The organism is Lactobacillus sp. XV31L (genome assembly GCF_059900865.1).
In genome coordinates this window covers 140,757-156,955 of the sequence record NZ_JBWXGC010000001.1, presented here as the reverse complement: position 1 = coordinate 156,955, position 16,199 = coordinate 140,757, and the positions used below count along the sequence as shown (strand labels likewise).

General features: G+C 44.6%; 14 protein-coding genes and 1 pseudogene. 11 read left to right on the top strand and 4 right to left on the bottom strand.

Features of this window, described 5'->3' with window-relative positions; translation table 11 throughout:
• Window positions 1-60: 60 nt before the first annotated feature.
• Window positions 61-3,054, bottom strand: coding sequence for a glycoside hydrolase family 31 family protein (locus tag AC2JF7_RS00710; protein WP_500726090.1), 2,994 nt, complete (start codon window positions 3,052-3,054; stop codon window positions 61-63).
• A gap of 155 nt (window positions 3,055-3,209) precedes the next feature.
• Between AC2JF7_RS00710 and nagA the strand changes: the two genes are divergently transcribed.
• Window positions 3,210-4,364, top strand: coding sequence for an N-acetylglucosamine-6-phosphate deacetylase (gene nagA / locus AC2JF7_RS00705; RefSeq protein ID WP_500726088.1), 1,155 nt, complete (start codon window positions 3,210-3,212; stop codon window positions 4,362-4,364).
• Window positions 4,365-4,579: 215 nt separating this feature from the next.
• Here nagA and AC2JF7_RS00700 read toward each other — a convergent pair whose 3' ends face one another.
• Both AC2JF7_RS00700 and AC2JF7_RS00695 read right to left on the bottom strand, forming a co-directional pair.
• A complete protein-coding gene (locus tag AC2JF7_RS00700) occupies window positions 4,580-5,056 on the bottom strand; it encodes a nucleoside 2-deoxyribosyltransferase (RefSeq protein ID WP_500726086.1) in 477 nt (158 codons plus the stop codon).
• A gap of 14 nt (window positions 5,057-5,070) precedes the next feature.
• On the bottom strand, window positions 5,071-5,871 hold the full coding sequence (locus tag AC2JF7_RS00695) for a tyrosine-protein phosphatase (RefSeq protein WP_500726084.1): 801 nt from the start codon (window positions 5,869-5,871) through the stop codon (window positions 5,071-5,073).
• Window positions 5,872-6,023: 152 nt separating this feature from the next.
• Here AC2JF7_RS00695 and AC2JF7_RS00690 point away from each other — a divergent pair, with 152 nt between their 5' ends.
• The 7 genes from AC2JF7_RS00690 (at window position 6,024) to phnE (AC2JF7_RS00660) (ending at window position 11,348) form a co-directional block, all read left to right on the top strand.
• Window positions 6,024-6,497 (top strand): universal stress protein, encoded by a 474-nt coding sequence (locus AC2JF7_RS00690; protein WP_500726082.1) that lies wholly within the window; start codon window positions 6,024-6,026, stop codon window positions 6,495-6,497.
• A 283-nt stretch (window positions 6,498-6,780) separates the two neighbouring features.
• Entirely contained in the window at window positions 6,781-7,710 is a 930-nt protein-coding gene (locus AC2JF7_RS00685) for a phosphate/phosphite/phosphonate ABC transporter substrate-binding protein (RefSeq protein WP_500726081.1), read from the top strand.
• 142 nt (window positions 7,711-7,852) lie between these two features.
• On the top strand, window positions 7,853-7,999 hold the full coding sequence (locus AC2JF7_RS00680) for a hypothetical protein (protein ID WP_500726079.1): 147 nt from the start codon (window positions 7,853-7,855) through the stop codon (window positions 7,997-7,999).
• A gap of 28 nt (window positions 8,000-8,027) precedes the next feature.
• The gene (locus AC2JF7_RS00675) at window positions 8,028-8,954 is read left to right on the top strand and encodes a phosphate/phosphite/phosphonate ABC transporter substrate-binding protein (protein WP_500726378.1); all 927 of its coding nucleotides are present in this window, start codon (window positions 8,028-8,030) and stop codon (window positions 8,952-8,954) included.
• A gap of 12 nt (window positions 8,955-8,966) precedes the next feature.
• Window positions 8,967-9,740, top strand: coding sequence for a phosphonate ABC transporter ATP-binding protein (gene phnC / locus AC2JF7_RS00670; RefSeq protein WP_500726077.1), 774 nt, complete (start codon window positions 8,967-8,969; stop codon window positions 9,738-9,740).
• Window positions 9,718-10,536, top strand: a complete 819-nt coding sequence (gene phnE, locus AC2JF7_RS00665) for a phosphonate ABC transporter, permease protein PhnE (RefSeq protein WP_500726075.1) — start codon at window positions 9,718-9,720, stop codon at window positions 10,534-10,536. Before phnC ends, phnE (AC2JF7_RS00665) begins: the two co-directional genes overlap by 23 nt.
• Window positions 10,536-11,348: a phosphonate ABC transporter, permease protein PhnE gene (gene phnE / locus AC2JF7_RS00660; protein ID WP_500726073.1), complete on the top strand. Its 813-nt coding sequence runs from the start codon at window positions 10,536-10,538 to the stop codon at window positions 11,346-11,348. The genes phnE (AC2JF7_RS00665) and phnE (AC2JF7_RS00660) overlap by 1 nt, the downstream gene beginning before the upstream one ends.
• 118 nt (window positions 11,349-11,466) lie before the next feature.
• Here the strand turns inward: phnE (AC2JF7_RS00660) and AC2JF7_RS00655 are convergent.
• A pseudogene (locus AC2JF7_RS00655) lies at window positions 11,467-12,018 on the bottom strand (DNA-3-methyladenine glycosylase I); the annotation flags it as partial.
• Window positions 12,019-12,207: 189 nt separating this feature from the next.
• Here AC2JF7_RS00655 and AC2JF7_RS00650 point away from each other — a divergent pair.
• The 3 genes from AC2JF7_RS00650 (at window position 12,208) to asnB (ending at window position 16,188) form a co-directional block, all read left to right on the top strand.
• Complete coding sequence (locus AC2JF7_RS00650; RefSeq protein WP_500726071.1) at window positions 12,208-12,693, top strand: hypothetical protein; 486 nt, start codon at window positions 12,208-12,210, stop codon at window positions 12,691-12,693.
• A 52-nt stretch (window positions 12,694-12,745) separates the two neighbouring features.
• Window positions 12,746-14,140, top strand: a complete 1,395-nt coding sequence (locus AC2JF7_RS00645; protein ID WP_500726070.1) for a metallophosphoesterase family protein — start codon at window positions 12,746-12,748, stop codon at window positions 14,138-14,140.
• A gap of 98 nt (window positions 14,141-14,238) precedes the next feature.
• Complete coding sequence (asnB, locus tag AC2JF7_RS00640; protein WP_500726069.1) at window positions 14,239-16,188, top strand: asparagine synthase (glutamine-hydrolyzing); 1,950 nt, start codon at window positions 14,239-14,241, stop codon at window positions 16,186-16,188.
• Window positions 16,189-16,199: the final 11 nt, after the last annotated feature.

The window sequence follows — 16,199 nt, the reverse complement described above, 5'->3', positions numbered from 1 at the left end:
ATATGGCCTCCAACTTGGAGGCCATATTACTTTTGTTTTAATGAACTGGATTATAGCAGATTAGTTTTTTGCCCGGTAAATGATTACTTCACGTGCAGCCACAATTGGTCCTGAGGACTGGTAGATGGTCAAGCGAATGGCCTTGGCTCTGACGTCGCGCAATCCTACTACCTTGTTCTTACTGTCGGCCTTCCACTTCAAGTGGTCAACGTAGGCAGCATAATTCTCACCATCGCTTGATACAGCAAGGCTGACATCGACTGGATCGCCTTGGTGGTCAAGGATGCGCGGAACAAAGACCATCCTGCTCAATTTTTCTACTTGTTCAAAAGTGAAGGTTAGTTCAACTGGATTATCCGGTGTAGCCCTATCATCAGTCTGCCACTCACTAGCCAATTTCAGGTCAGCCAGATAAGCAAGAGGATGGTGCGGGCGACTGGTACGGTTGCTGGCAACTGCAATATCAGTGATTGCATAATCTTCAGCAGCATGCTTGGTAATAACGCCAAAGAGTTCAGACCATTCAGAAACTTTGTTGCCACTGGCATAGCGCATGCGGATGATGTAGCGCGTGTTTGGAGTCAGCTCATGAAAAGTAAAGCTTGTACCGGTGATTCCTTCATAAAGAATACCGTTAAGCTCAATTTGGACATTGTTGGGTCTTGACCAGTCAAGCTCGAATGAGTGGGCTGTGATCTTGTTTGAATCAACAGCAGGCAGCTTAGGTGTAGGCAGCATGCTGCTGGTAATTGAGTGCACCAACGCGTTTTTGCCATAATTGAAATTGGTTAGTGTTATTTCAATTTTGGTATCAGTGATATCACGACTAGCTAGTTTGATTTGCAATGCTGTTTGCTTTTGCTCATGGTACCGGCTAAATTCTGCCAAACCATAATTGGTATTATAAAAAATTCCTTCGCGGACATGGTCAAAGGCATCAAGAGACCCATATTCTTGAATGGAAACAAGCTGGTCGTTGATCTTGACCGTTACTCTGTCTGGGTATGTGTCACACAAAATGGTCAACTTGGTTTCCTGTTGCGTATCAAAGTCAGGATACCTGCCTTTCACGGGCTCAATCGTCACCGTTAACCTGCTTGCATCAACTTTACTGGTAATGTGGGTTTCGCAATGGTTGTGTTCGAAGTCACTCAAATTATCGTCATCATAAATAACGGCTTTGCTTTCTTCTTGGGGATAAAGCACGTAATCGCGGTTGCCCAAGTCAAAGATGCTGCCCCCGCGTACAAAAACAGGCAGGTGCCAGAGTGGGTATGACAAGTTATTATAGACCCGGCCGCCAGCATATTTTTGCCCAGTAAAGAGGTCGATCCACATCGTGTGGTTGCCAGGAAGGTAGAGATTATCCTTGAGCGTGTTGCCTGCTTCATCTTCGCGGCCATTAGTAATTGGGGCAACTAGAACCTGGTCTCCCAACATAAATTCGCTGCCAAATTGTTCGGTATAGTTGGCAGGTACATCAGGAAATGCGATGAAAAGAGGCCGCAGGATAGGCTCACCCTTGCGCGCTTGTGCGTTTAAAGTGTAGAGGTAGTTGGTCAAGCGGCTGCGCAATTGCAGGTATGTGCGTGCGATGTCTGTAATCTTCTTATTATAAGCAAAAGGCGTTTTGCTGAAATCACCCTGGTCGTCGAGGTTGAATAGGAGAGGGGTAAAGACCTTCCACTCCCAATCGCGCACGTAAATTTGCGCATTGCCGCCGCCTTGGGCGCCGTCAACTGCTATTCCGGCAAGGGGCTGACCTGATAAGTTGGCACCAACGAGGCCTGCAACTTGAGTAGGAATATTTTCCCAATTGCCACCAATGCTAGCAAAAATAAGTGCCGCGCGCTTTTGCATGCCCATGAAGCCGTTATCGCTTAAGACAAAGGGGCGTTTGTGCCGCAGGTGGTCTTGCAAATTCGCTGCATCGGTAGGTATCAGTGCACTATTGTTTGTATAGGCAAGGGTAGTTTTCATAGGCAATGTATCGCTTTTGGCATGCCAGAAGCCCGGCTGCACGCCTTGGCTTGCAGCATAGTCATTGAAGAAGTCAAGCGACTGAAAACTACATTTTTCAACCCCATAATTAGGGATAAACCAACTCAAGGGGAAGTGCAATGCACGGTAGCGGTCCAGCATCGCCCGTGCCGAAAATTGATAATTCTCTTCACCGTTGAGTGATGCCCGTCCCGATACACACTTTTCGTCAGTTGTGCGTGTGTAATAATTGTCGCCAAACTTGCTTGCGTTGCGCTGCTTGGCTTGGCTTGGCTGCCACCAGGTTGTGTAGAAGTTGCCAATGTGGCCTAGGCCAAAAGCATACTTGGGCAGCATTGCCGGCTTGCCTGTTAGTGCATAGTACTTTGCCAAAATGCCTTGCGGCGTGCTGTCGATCAGGTAGAAGGTATCAAATACGGGGTCTTGGTGGCTGATCATCGTTTCGCTATGATTTTCTTTGCCAAAATCGTATGTGCCTGCCAAGTTGGTATTGCGCAGCTCGCCGTAGCCTGAATTCGACCAGAAAAATGGCACTTGCAGAGGAACGCCGCCTTTGCCAGTGATGTGGTCCCGCTTTACTTCGATTTTGCGGCCCTTGTGGCTGAAGTAGCCGTTTTGCAGTCCGCCTCCAAAGTAAAATTCATTTTTGTTTTGCTGTAAAAACTCGCGGCTTGAATCAGCAGCCAACTCTAGGGGTCGGGCCTGCTTCATCCGGGTATGGTGCACAGTCTCATCGAAGATGCTGAGCACTGCCGGCTTTTGCCCAAAGATAATCCTGTAATTGCCGGCCTTTATAATCAATGAGTCGTTGGTCGCCTGCACTTGAGACTGGTCAAAGGCGGTGCTGGTAAAGGAGGACAAGTCAACAAACGGAGTGCTCTCCGTGTTGAAATTTTGTGCAGGATCGAGTAAAAAGCGAAAAATACCGTCTGCCAAAACGTAAAAATGTGCAACTTCGCCGGTGGCAAAATGGAGTTCATAATAATCCTCACACTTGCTTGCACCGGTCAGTGCGCCTAATTGATGATTGTTTGTTTGCGTATCTTTAATCATGATTTTGCTTCCTGTATAGTCTTCTTACTACATATTATAACTAAAAAACCAAAACTTTCGTTAGTAATTGGGGTTGAACTGGTAAAGACCAGTTGAATAAGCTAGAATAAGCGTATAAATACACAAAAGATAATTTTAATGGAAGGGCTAAGACAATGACTTATTACATTCATGCAGATAAATTTTTCCTTGAAAACGTGACCGAAGAGGGTGGCTACCTTGAAGTTCAAGATGATGGCAAGTTTGGCTTTTATTATGCCGAAGACGAAAAGCCCCAGGGCAAGATTGTTGATTACGCTGGCAAGTGGATTGTGCCGGGCCTGGTTGACACACATGTTCACGGTTCACTTAAAGAGGACGTAACTAAGAGTGATTGGGACGGTATTAACCATCTAGCTGAAGGCTTTTTGCAATCTGGTGTTACCAGTTGGCTGCCCACTACTTATACTACGACAGCCGATAACTTGACGCGGATCTGCCAGATGTTTGGCAAGCACAAGGGTGAGGGCACCGGGGCCAAGATCCAAGGTCTGCACTTTGAAGGACCATACTTCACGCCCGAACATGCTGGCGCTGAAGATCCTAAGTACCTGCTTGACCCAGACCTTGATCAATTTAATGCGTGGCGAGAAGAATCACGCGGCTTGTTGAATAAGATTTCCATGGCACCTGAACGCAAGGGCGCTAGAGAATTTATCCGGGCAGCAGTTAAAGAAGGCGTAGTCGTTTCTTTGGGTCACTCCAGTGCGACTTTTGCTGAGGCTAAAGCTGGCGTGGAAGCAGGTGCAACCATGTTCAACCATACCTTTAACGGAATGCCTGATCCAGGCCACCATGACTCATCAATATCCAATGCAGCCATGTCCTTGAACAATGTGACTGATGAAATAATTTGCGATGGGCACCACGTTAAACCAGAGATGGTACGGGCATTGGTCCAGCTCAAAGGACCTGAGCACATCTGCCTGATTACCGATTGCATGGAAGCCGGTATGATGCCCGATGGCGACTACATGCTGGGCGAGTTGCCAGTCTATGTTAAGGACGGAATGGCCCGCTTAAAAGATGGCGATAATCTGGCTGGCAGCATCCTGCAGCTAAAGACGGCTGTGAAGAACCTGGTTGACTGGAACATTGCCACGCCGGAAGAGGCCATTATGATGGCGTCCTATGCCCCAGCTAAGAGCGCTAATGTCCTGGATAAGTGCGGTTCCATTGCCCCTGATAAGGATGCTGACTTCTTGGTCTTGAACCCGGATATGACTTTGAGCGAGACCTACTTAAACGGCGAGTCCCGCTACCAGGCCTAGTAGACAGTATTTAGTTTAAAAAAACTTTTTTATAATTTACGAGTGTTCCTGCTAGGAAAGTTGAAATTAACTAGCAGGGCATTTTTATGTGCGCTAATAATGCGGAAATTACGATACTGCAACAAAAAATGCGATCCTGACATGGATCGCTTTTGATATCTGGCAAGCAACTATGCTTGCACACATGCTTAATAATTATTACAAGCCAAGCTTTTTTAGTACACAGCTCCATCGTAGAAGTTGAACTTGGGTTGGTTGAAGTTGAAGTCCTTAAGCTCGCTAATCTTAACAGCATTGTCGCAAACGCCCCAGCTCATGAGGTTAATCGGCTTGCCGTAATCTTCATCAGGAATGACCAAGACAATGTATTTGCCCTGCGCCATGGCGTAGCCGAGTTCCATGCCTAAGCCTACATCTTCTTCTTCTGGCAAGTAGACGCCGATCATGATGTCGCTAGACTTGATGCCAACTAGGTCGCCGCGGTAAGTAGCTGTAGCCCACTCGCGGTCATGCAGGTATTCTGGGTGTTCAGCAACATTGATGTCCTTGTACTGGTTGTCCAAGGGAACATAGCTATTTTCCAGATCAATTGTTGGGTTTTCTTCTAAGGCCTTCATTGCTGCCTTATAAGCCTTGTTTTGCTTGTCGTTAAACCAGCCGGCACCGAAGTAAACCGTCTTTGTCTTGCTCATCGTTTTCTCCTTTACTAGTTCAGATAAATATCACGTAGACTGCTGAGTTCTTCGTCAGTCAGTTTCATAATATCACGTAAATAGTTATCCAGGCTACCGTAGTTTTGTTCGATTGTGGACACTACATGGTCAATGTATTCTGGATGGACGGTTTGCAGATCTTTAAGAATATTCAAAGTTGTGTCGTTGGCACCTTCTTTTTTGGCTTGAGCTAAAAAGTTAGCCACAAAGTCTGCCGTTGCTTCATTAGTGAAGAGGTAATCTTCCTTGATAGTTGCAAGTGGCACACCCAAAGCAGTCAGGGCCAAAAGGGCAGCCAGACCGGTGCGGTCTTTGCCAGCAGTACAGTGGAAGATCAAACTCTTGCCTTCTTCACTGTTAGCTAATAAGGTGTCAAAGAAGCGACGGTAAGCATTTTGCGCTGATGCACTGTTGATCATGTCATCATAAGCGATGAACATGTGCTTGAAGCCGGCCTTAGGATCGTGTTCACGTTCACTGATAATTTCATCAATGCCCTTGGAGGCGTTGGTTAGGTCTTCACTGAAAACCGGATCAAAATTATAAAGGGCACCTGCAGGAATACGGTCTGGCTGGTTTTTGGCTTCGGCCGTGCTCCGGAAGTCAACGATGTATTTTACGCCGTAATCGTGCAAGTACTTAAGGTCAGCCTCGTCTAGCGTTGCCAGGTTGGCCGATCTAAGCAGCTTGTGCTTTTTTAAGGTCCTGCCATCCGTGGTTTGATAGCTACCTAATTCACGGAAATTACGGCCGTTTTTGATTTTGAGTAATTGATTAGTTAAATTTTGGGTCATTAATTTTCCTACCTTTGCATTTTACCGTTTGTTTGTTAAGGACCATTTTAGCAATAAATTAACTAGCAGACAATTATTAAAGAAATCAACTCCTAGCAAAAATATGTTAAAATGAACGCAAATAGAGTTTTGTTTTATAAAAGGACGAGGACATGGGTATGGAAAAAGATAAGATTTTAGTTCCAGTTGACGGTTCTGAATCAGCTGAAAAGTCTTTTGACAAGGCAGTTAAAATTGCGATGACGGAAAATGCTCATATTGATCTCTTAAATGTGATTGACACTAGACAGTTCTTGGGTGAGATGCAGGATATGTTGATTACGGGCGACACAGTTTACCAAATGACGGAAGATGCAGAAAAATACTTGAAAAGCTTAAAAACGTGGGCCCACGACAATTTCAACTTTGATGATATTGACTACCACATCCGTTACGGGAGCCCTAAGGCAATTATTTCCCATGACTTTATCAAGGACCACCATAATAACTTGATTATTATGGGAGCCACTGGCTTGAATGCAGTTGAAAGAATGTTGATGGGGTCGGTGACAGAGTATGTCAACCAGCACGCGCTGGCTGATGTGTTGATCATTAGAACAGATATTGACAACAAGCCAATCAAATAAAAACTTATTCATTTAACAAGGAGCACGCACTGACCTGCGTGCTTTTTTGTTATACGCAATATGCTTATTGTTCGTAAATATATACTTTATAAGCACTTATTATTTAAATTATTTGCACATTATCCTTTTAAATACGAATAATTATGGTATTATTTACTTGCAAAGCACGACTAATTTTGAACTTCCGGAACGATGAATGAAGTCGGCATGATTAATGACAGTTTCGCGATGTTCGTTTTAGAGCGTATTTAAAATAAGGTTGCAGGAGGAGTACAGAGGACAAATGAGTAAGATTAAAAAATTTTTACTGGGATTAGTCATACTATTAACTACGGTTGGGGCCACGGCTTGCTCTACGAACAAAAAGGCGGGTACTGCTTCAGACACGCCCAAGGAGCTTCGAGTACAGTTTGTTCCTAGTGTTGGTGCCAATAAGCTTGAGGCGCGGGCCAAACCACTAGAAAAATTGCTGTCCAAGAGGTTGGGAATACCAGTTCATATTACAATGTCGACAGACTATAATGGTTTGGTTGAAGCGATGAAGTCTAAACAAGTTGATGTGGGCTTTTTGCCTTCTGACGGCTATATTATGGCCCACAAGCAAGGAGCAGCTGACTTGCTATTAAAATCAGTTCGTTACCAAATTAAGCAGCCAGGTGGCCAGCAAACAAGTAAACTAGTCAGTTCATACCGGGGCCAGATCGTCGTTAAAAAGGGTTCAAAGATTAAGTCGTGGAAAGACTTGAAGGGCAAGTCTATTTCTATTACAGATATTACTTCTGATTCTGGCTACGTCTTTCCTGTGGCTGAATTGAAGCAGAAGGGGCTCAATGTACCTAAAGACTGTAAATTAGTTTCAGTTAAAGGTGCGGACCAGGCTGTTTTGAGCGTCTTGAATGGTGATACCGACGCTGCCTTTACTTACGAAGACGCACGCAATGATGTGAAAAATGATGTGCCTAACATCATGAATAAGGTAGTGCCAATTTACTTCACTAAGCGAATTTCAAACGACACCATTTCTGTCGTACCATCGATGTCCCAATCCTTCCGCAAGAAGCTGGCCAAAGCCTTCATCGCCATCGGCAAATCCAAAGAGGGTAAGAAGATTATCGAAAGAGTGTATAATCACCAAGGCTACGTTTCCGCCAAAGACAGTGACTATGATATTATTCGCCAATACAATAAGATCATTAAATCAATTCAAAAATAACACTGTCAGGTGAAATTGATCCGTACCAATTAGACTTTTTCAGTTAAAAACAACTTTTCTAATTAATTCGCTTTGCTAAACAAAATATTTCTGCTATTATTTGATAGGATAAATACAGATCTATTGAGGGGAAGTGAAGGTCATGCAGAGAGATGAGCGAATAGAAGCTTTCATTGTCAATTTTGCAAAGATGGCTTTTCGTTTCCCGCAAAAGAGCGGTATTGTTCGTTTTTTAATTAAAAATGTTGGTAAAAGACTTGGGATAATTCACATTTGTGTTTCTATCTAAAGTCTTTTTTTATGTCTGGGAGGGCATGATGAAAAAATTTAGAAAAGTATTAGCTGGTGCTGCCGTCTTATTAGTGGCAGCGATGGCAACTGCCTGCTCAAGCAAGGGCAAAACGGAAGATAGCGGTACGCCTAAGTCTTTAAACGTTCAATTTGTACCTAGTCAGGCCGCAACCAAACTGGAGTCGCGCGCCAAGCCGCTTGAAAAGATGCTTTCTGACCGCTTGGGTATTCCGGTCCACGTTTCCATGTCAACCGACTACAACACCGTGGTTGAAGCCATGAAGTCCAAGAAGGTTGACGTTGGCTTCCTGCCACCAAGTGGCTACGTGTTGGCCCACAAGCAAGGTGCTGCTGATGTGCTCTTGCAGGCGCAAAGGTATGGCGTAAAGCAGCCGGGTGGTCGTGCAACTAGTAATTTAGTTAACACATACCGGGCTGAAATTTTGGTCAAGAAGGGATCACCAATTAAAAGCTGGAAAGACTTAAAAGGCAAGTCAATTTCCATTCAAAGCCCAACTTCATCAGCTGGCTATGTTTTTCCAATTGCGGAATTAAAGGAAAAGGGTCTTGATGTACCTAAGAGCTGCAAGCTGGTAACAGTAACTGGGCAAGACCAAGCGGTTTTGAATGTGTTGAACGGGGACACTGATGCTGCCTTCACCTTTGAAGATGCACGTAACACTGTTAAGGAAGACAATCCGCAAATTATGAAGCAAGTTTTGCCGATTTACTTCACTAAACCAATCCCTAACGATACGATTTCGGTTGTTCCATCGATGTCCAAGTCTTTCCGTAAGAAGTTAGCTAATGCCTTCATTTCAATTGGCAAGTCCAAGAAGGGACGCAAAGTGATTGAAAGCATTTATACCCACGAGGGCTATGTAACGACTAAGGATAGTGACTTTGGCGTCGTTCGTAAGTATGAAAAGATTATCGAATCAACTAAAAAATAAAGGAAGTTTATAATGGCAGATTCTGCAGTTAAGCCAATAATTGAGTTAAAAAACGTTAAGAAGGTTTATGGAAAAGACGTTCTTGGGTTAAAAGACGTCAATCTAACTATCAATAAGGGTGAATTTGTCGTTATTGTCGGGTTATCTGGAGCGGGCAAGTCAACGCTTTTGCGCTCAATTAACCGTTTGATTGACATTACCGCAGGTGACATTCTGATTAATGGTGAGTCAATCACCAAAGCCAAGGGTAAGGAACTGCGGACGTTGCGCCGCCATATTGGGATGATTTTCCAAAGTTTCAACTTGGTCAAGCGTTCGAGCGTTTTGCGCAATGTGTTGACGGGCCGGGTGGGCTACTACCCGACTTGGAAGAGTACGCTGAACTTGTTTACTAAAGAAGACAAGCAGCGCGCCTTTGATGCTCTGCAGCAAGTAGACCTGGCTGATAAGGTCTACGCGCGCGCCGATGAATTGTCGGGTGGTCAGCAGCAACGAGTTGCGATTGCCCGCGTCTTAACCCAAAACCCAGACATTATTTTGGCTGATGAACCGACTGCTTCGCTTGATCCGCAGACGTCTCGGCGGGTGATGGGTGACTTAAAGATGCTCAATGAAAAGCATGGCATGACCGTTGTCATCAACTTGCACAGTGTTCAATTGGCACGCGAGTTTGGCAAGCGTGTAATCGGCGTTCGCGATGGTGAGATTATTTACGATGGTAAGATGGACGCAACGCCTGAATCGACCTTTGCCAAAATATATAATGGCGGTGATCAAGATGAGTAACACCGACCAAGAAAAGCTGGTAACTCTGCCTAAGAAAAGGTTTAATTTTTTGAACCTGGTCTGGCTTGTTATTTTCATTGGTGGTCTGTTTGTTTCAACTAATGAAACAAAAACTAGTTTGGGTGCCTTCTTTGCTAACTTTAGTCAGTTTACGGAGATTTTTGTGCAGATGCTGCATCCAGACTGGTCCTACCTCAGCACGGTAATTCCGCTGCTGCTTGAGACCATCAAGATGGCCATTTTAGGAACTGTAATCGGTTCAGCCCTTGCCTTCATTTATGCGCTCTTGATTGCCCGCAATATTGTCAAAAACAAGGCAGTAACTGGAGTCTTGCGGGTGATCATGAATATCATCCGGACAGTGCCCGACTTGTTGCTTGGTGCAATTTTTGTTGCCATTGTCGGCATTGGTCCAGTTGCAGGTATCATGGCTCTGGCCATTGCCACATTTGGGATCGTAGTTAAGCTCTTTTATGAAGCTATCGAGACGATTGATCCTGGTCCCATTGAAGCCTTGACAGCTGTTGGGGCTAACAAGCTCCAAATCATTGTTTTTGCTGTTTTGCCCCAGGTCATTACCTACTTTATTTCATATTGCCTGTATGCATTTGAAATCAATGTGCGTGCTTCAACTGTCCTGGGCTATATCGGGGCTGGTGGTATTGGCTTATACCTGCAGCAGACTTTGCAGGTCTTTGACTACGGCAAGACAGGAACAATCATTATTGTAATTATCTTGGTGGTAGTCTTGATCGACTATGTTTCGTCTAAATCAAGGGAGGCGTTGATGGAATAATGGATACTATTATGAAAAAATTGCCTCCAAAGCCTGTTGACCTAAAGAAACGGGTGATGCACTGGACTTTGGCCGTTGTCACAGTTGCCTTAGTTATCTGGTCATGTACTGGAATTGACTTTGGCGGAATTAAGGAGTCTGCTGCCCAAATTGCAGGCGCCATTTTTTCCGGAATCTTCCATCCAGACTGGTCCTACGTTTATAACGGAACAGGAGAAGACCTGGTTTCGCAATTATGGGAGACGGTCTGCATTGCCTTTTTAGGAACGTTTATTTCCGCCATTATCTCCTTGCCCTTTGCCTTTTGGGCTGCACATACCAGACACAAGCATTGGTATGTATCACGGACTGGCAAAATTGTGCTGGCAATTATCCGGTCATTTCCAGAAATTGTTCTTGCCCTGATGTTTATCAAAGCAGTTGGCCCCGGTTCGGCGGCCGGAGTCCTGGCTCTGGGCTTTCACTCAGTTGGTATGTTAGCCAAGCTGTTTTCTGAAGCAATTGAAAACTTGGAAGATGGGCCTAACGAGGCCGTGATTGCCACTGGTGGCTCAAAGACTAATGTTATCATGTTTTCGACGCTGCCTAACTTACTGCCTGCGCTGATCTCTAATACCCTATATCGCTTTGATGTTTCGATTCGGTCAGCTTCAATTCTGGGGTTGGTTGGTGCCGGTGGTATTGGCTATCCGCTGATTATTGCCCTGCAATACCGCCAGTGGAACCGGGTAGGAATTATTCTGCTGGGAATCATTGTAATGGTAATTGTGATTGATTGGATTTCGGGCTGGATTCGCAAGAAGCTAGTCTAAAATAGTAAAAATAATTATTTAAAAAGACGTAGTAATAATACTCGCAAGAGATTGATACTACGTCTTTTTGTTTATTCTTCACCGATAAAATGTCTTGTCTTTGCTTTGGCAAAGAGGGCTAATTGCTATACTTAAAGGGACAATCTTCCAAGTGGTCATTAACAAGACCTATTCCTTCCATAAAAGAGTAGATAATTACCGGACCAACAAAAGAAAAGCCATCTTTTTTCATTTGCTGGGCCAACTCTTGGGCAATTTTGCTAGTGGTTGGCACTTGGGCGGCTGTCTGTGGGTGGTGCACAATAGGCTCAGTAACAAAATTACGCAAGTAATTTGCAAAGCTGCCATGCTTAGCTTCAATAATCAAGATGGCTCGCGCATTTTGAATGGCAGCCCGAATCTTCTGCTGGTTGCGGATGATTGACTTATCCTGCAGCAACTTCTCCACATCGCTATCATTCATCTGCGCCACCTCTTCAACGCGAAAGTTTCTGAAGGCACGGCGAAAATTTGCACGCTTGTGCAAAATGATGGACCAGTTGAGTCCAGATTGGAACAATTCCAAGATGAGCATCTCGTATAGGTACTGGTCGTCAAGGTTTAACTTGCCCCATTCGCAATCATGGTATTGCTCCATTAATTGATCGCCGTGGCGAACCCAGGGACAGCGTTTATTTCCTGCATGATCTTCTCCTAATAAATAGAATTTATCTTATATAGTTAAGTACGCAAGATCAGTGATATTTTTTAAAATTCTGGACTTGCTAGCCAGGTCTTATAAAAGAGTAAAAACTTTTTGCGTAAAAAGTGCAATAGTGTTTTTTTTGGTATAATATAGAATGAACTTTAGGAGGATATCATGGAGAAGTTAGAGATAATGACTTTGGCTGATGACTTGGCCGCAAATCAAGAGAGCATTTTGAATAAAGAAAAAGACTTTGATGCAGAGGCCGTTTATCGCGCTATTGATAGCCTGCATGTGCTAAACAAGCCGATCAAGGAATACTTTGAGATGACCGAGGAGCAGTATTATGAGACCGAAAGTGATCATAAGATGACCTTGATTGACTTGGGAGCAAAATTATCTGCATTGCAAGAGCGGGTTTTAACGAACCATGTTGATGGCTTTGTTGATAAGAATGAAGTTAATCTGACTTATAATCTTGAAAATCCTTATGAAGATAATTTTTATAATAAGTCAGTTGATCTGCATGTTGTTACCTATAGTTTAAAGGTAATTGGTGCAGTTCAGGCAGTTGCGCCCAAAGTTTTACAGGAAGTATTGTCTAAAGATGCGGTTTTGTCAATCGGTCTAGCAGCATACGCTTTGGTAAACAACGCATAGTCGATGAAGCTGGGCAAGATGCCTGGCTTTTTATTTTGCTTGAGGCAGAATTATGAAATTTTTTAAGTATACTAAAGGCATAGTCAATCGCGTACGGGGCGTGAAAACGCACAACCCATTTAATAAGCAAGAAGAGTTGCTTGATCCAATGCAGAACTACTTGACAGTGGGTGAATACCAGGTTGACGGCGAGCAACATACGCCTGGTAACAAGCCTTATAATCTGACTGTGTATAAGGATGAAGAAGGGGTTCTTCATCAGGCATTGAGTCCGGAAAGCACAGAAAAACTGGCACCAGAATATGTCCGTGCATATAGTCCAGACCTGATGCGCTACCGTGCGTTTATTAATCGGACAACTGGCCGCCGCTATGTGGTGGAAGAGTATTTGGACCGCTTTATTGAGCGCGTGCGCAATCATGTGCGTACGGGGGCAGACTCGATCAATGTCAGCGTGATTACTGATACGCACTACAAGGATAGCAATAGTCCTGACTTTTATGGCTGGAATGGGTTGACTCATGTCAATGAATTTTCCTACCTGGACCAGTCTGACTTGCTTGACCTTAAAGTACACTTAGGCGATTGGATTGATGGCTCTGATACGGGCTTCATCAGTGAAAGTGAATTGACTAAGCTGCGCAACTCGTTTAAGTCGAAGGTCCCTTACCTGATGATTAAGGGTAACCACGACGAAAACGACAAGTATGATGAAAGTCATGACTTTAAGGCTTCTTTTCCAGAAAATGAATTTGAGCGGATCATGTGGCCGTCCTTGTATAGCCAAACAGGCATCCACTATATTTCGCGTCAGCACGGCGTTTGTTACTATGATGTTGGCCGCGTGCGCTTTATTTCTGTTAATACATCAGACTTGCCCTACATTTTGGATGCACAGGGTCATAAAAAATATGATGCTAAAATCACTCTGGCAGTCAGAGAAGACCAGATGCAGGAAATCATTGAAATTCTGCAACAGTCTGCGCACAAGCAGATTGTGTTAATGAGTCACGCTAACCCAATCAACCGTAAGGGCACCAACGCTTTGAAGTATAACGGGCGTTCGCTGCATGAACTTCTTGTTGCCTTTAACCAAGGTGAAAAGGGACAGATGCATTCGGCACGTGGCATTCCGCCAGAATTCCGCCTAGCCAATGACTTTGACTTTACCGGGGTTAAAGATGCCCGCATTATTGCATACTTTTGCGGGCACCGGCACCGCGAGGACCAGTACCGCATCAATGGTATTCAGTATATCTTGTTCAACTGTTCTGCCTTGATGGGACCAAACCATGTTTTGACCACCAAGTACAACAAGAACTGGAACCGGCAGATTGACCACCAAACCGAATTTGCAGGTTATATAGTCAATATTGACCTGCACCGCCACTTTATCCAAGCCTTTGGCTATGGTGCGGCTGGTCGGCGGCGAATTTTTTATATTTAGTAAAATAGGGACAGGCAGTTTGGTAATTGTCTGGCTTTAGCTTATAATAGAACAGTTAAATTAAAGCAAAAAGACTAATAATTAAGGGAAGATAAACTATGTGCGGAATTGTCGCATTTTATAATCCAGAAATCAACGATAAGCAGGCTGCTATTGGTAAAATGATGGCTACGATCAAGCACCGGGGCCCTAATTCAGATGGCTATTACACCAATGACAAGGTTGCCCTGGGCTTTAGGCGATTATCAATTATCGATCTGCGGGGCGGCAGCCAGCCTATTTATAATGAAGACCAAAGTCGGTCCATTATCTTTAACGGCGAAATCTATAACTTTAAGCCATTGCGCCAGGAACTAATTGAAGCTGGTCATACTTTTTCGACCAAGACCGATACTGAGGTGCTGCTGCACGGCTATGAGGAATGGGGCATGGATGGCCTGCTTAAGCGGGTACGCGGCATGTTTGCCTTTGTTATTTGGGATGATAATACGCAGACTATGTATGGGGCACGTGACTTCTTTGGCATTAAACCGCTATATTACAGCAATGAAAACGGCCACTTAGTGGTAGGCTCTGAAATCAAGAGCTTTTTGGCCTTTCCTGGCTTCAAGCTCCGGCTGAACACAACAGCTGTCAAGCCATACCTGATGAACCAGTACAATGACTTGGATGAAACCTTCTTCAAGGGCATCTACCGCTTTCCAGCTGGTCATTGGTTTGAATACAAGAATGGCGAGATGAAGACCCATCAATACTGGGATGCCGAATACAAGGCCAATACCTTGAGCTTTGAAGAGACGGTCAAGCGCATTGATGAAGACCTGCAGGAAACAGTCAAGCTCTACCACAATGCTGATGTGCCTGTCGGCGCCTTCTTATCAGAAGGGGTCGATTCGAGCTACATTACCAGTATATTGAACCCGGATGATGTTTTTTCCATTTCCTTTGATGATGCAACTTATGACGAGGCATCCAAGGCTAAGGCACTGGCAGACATTAAGGGCTGGAAGTTTTTTGCCGATAAGGTGCACGCCGAGGAAGCCATGCATGACTTTGCCGAGATGCAATATCACATGGATGAGCCCGATGCCAACCCATCGATTATTCCCCTGTGGTACCTGTGTAAACTCGCGCGCAAGCACGTGACCGTTGCACTATCGGGCGAAGGTGCCGATGAACTCTTTGCTGGTTACGTCAACTATGGCATGCACACGCACAACAGCGTGATCAAGGCCTTTACTTCTCAATGTAAGAAACTTTCAAAGAAGACCCGGGTAAAGCTAGCGCGCAATATTAAAAAGATGCCCAGCTTTCCGGGTAAGGTCCACCTGTATACCAACTTGGCTGAGCCTAGTGAATTTTATGTGGGGCAGTCGGTGATTTATGACATGGATTATCCCACAATCTTTACTTCGGCTGATGCTAATGGTATCTTGAAGCCATCTTACCGTAACAAGTTGACGGTTAATAGCATCTACCAAGAAGACTTTAAGAAGGTCAAAGACCTGGATAATGTGCGCCAGATGCAGTATATTGACTTGCACCACTTCATGCTTAATGATATTGAGCAAAAAGCAGACAAGATTTCAATGGCCCATTCACTAGAATTGCGCGTGCCTTACTTGGATAAGAAGATTGCTGAACGGGCCAACTCAATTCCAACTGATTACTTAGTGAATAAGCATGATACCAAGTATGCTCTGCGCAAGGCCTCTGAAAAGGTACTGCCTGATGAATGGGCCAAGCGGCCCAAGTTGGGCTTCCCAACGCCAATCAAGCAGTGGCTGCAGGAACCCCGCTTTTACAAGCAGGTTAGAGAACTCTTTAGCGAGGACTTTGCCGGTGACGTTTTTGAACAGGACAAGATTTTGCACTTGCTTGATGAAAACTACCAAGGCGATGGGTCACATCGTCGCCAGATTTGGACAATTTACACCTTTCTTGTGTGGTACAAGCTCTTCTTCGTTGATTACGAGGGCACTGTGGCTAAGTATCAACACGTACAACCGGAAGTGGCTAGCCTGATTGAGCAGGGCAAGCTGGTTTAATTAGGAGCAAA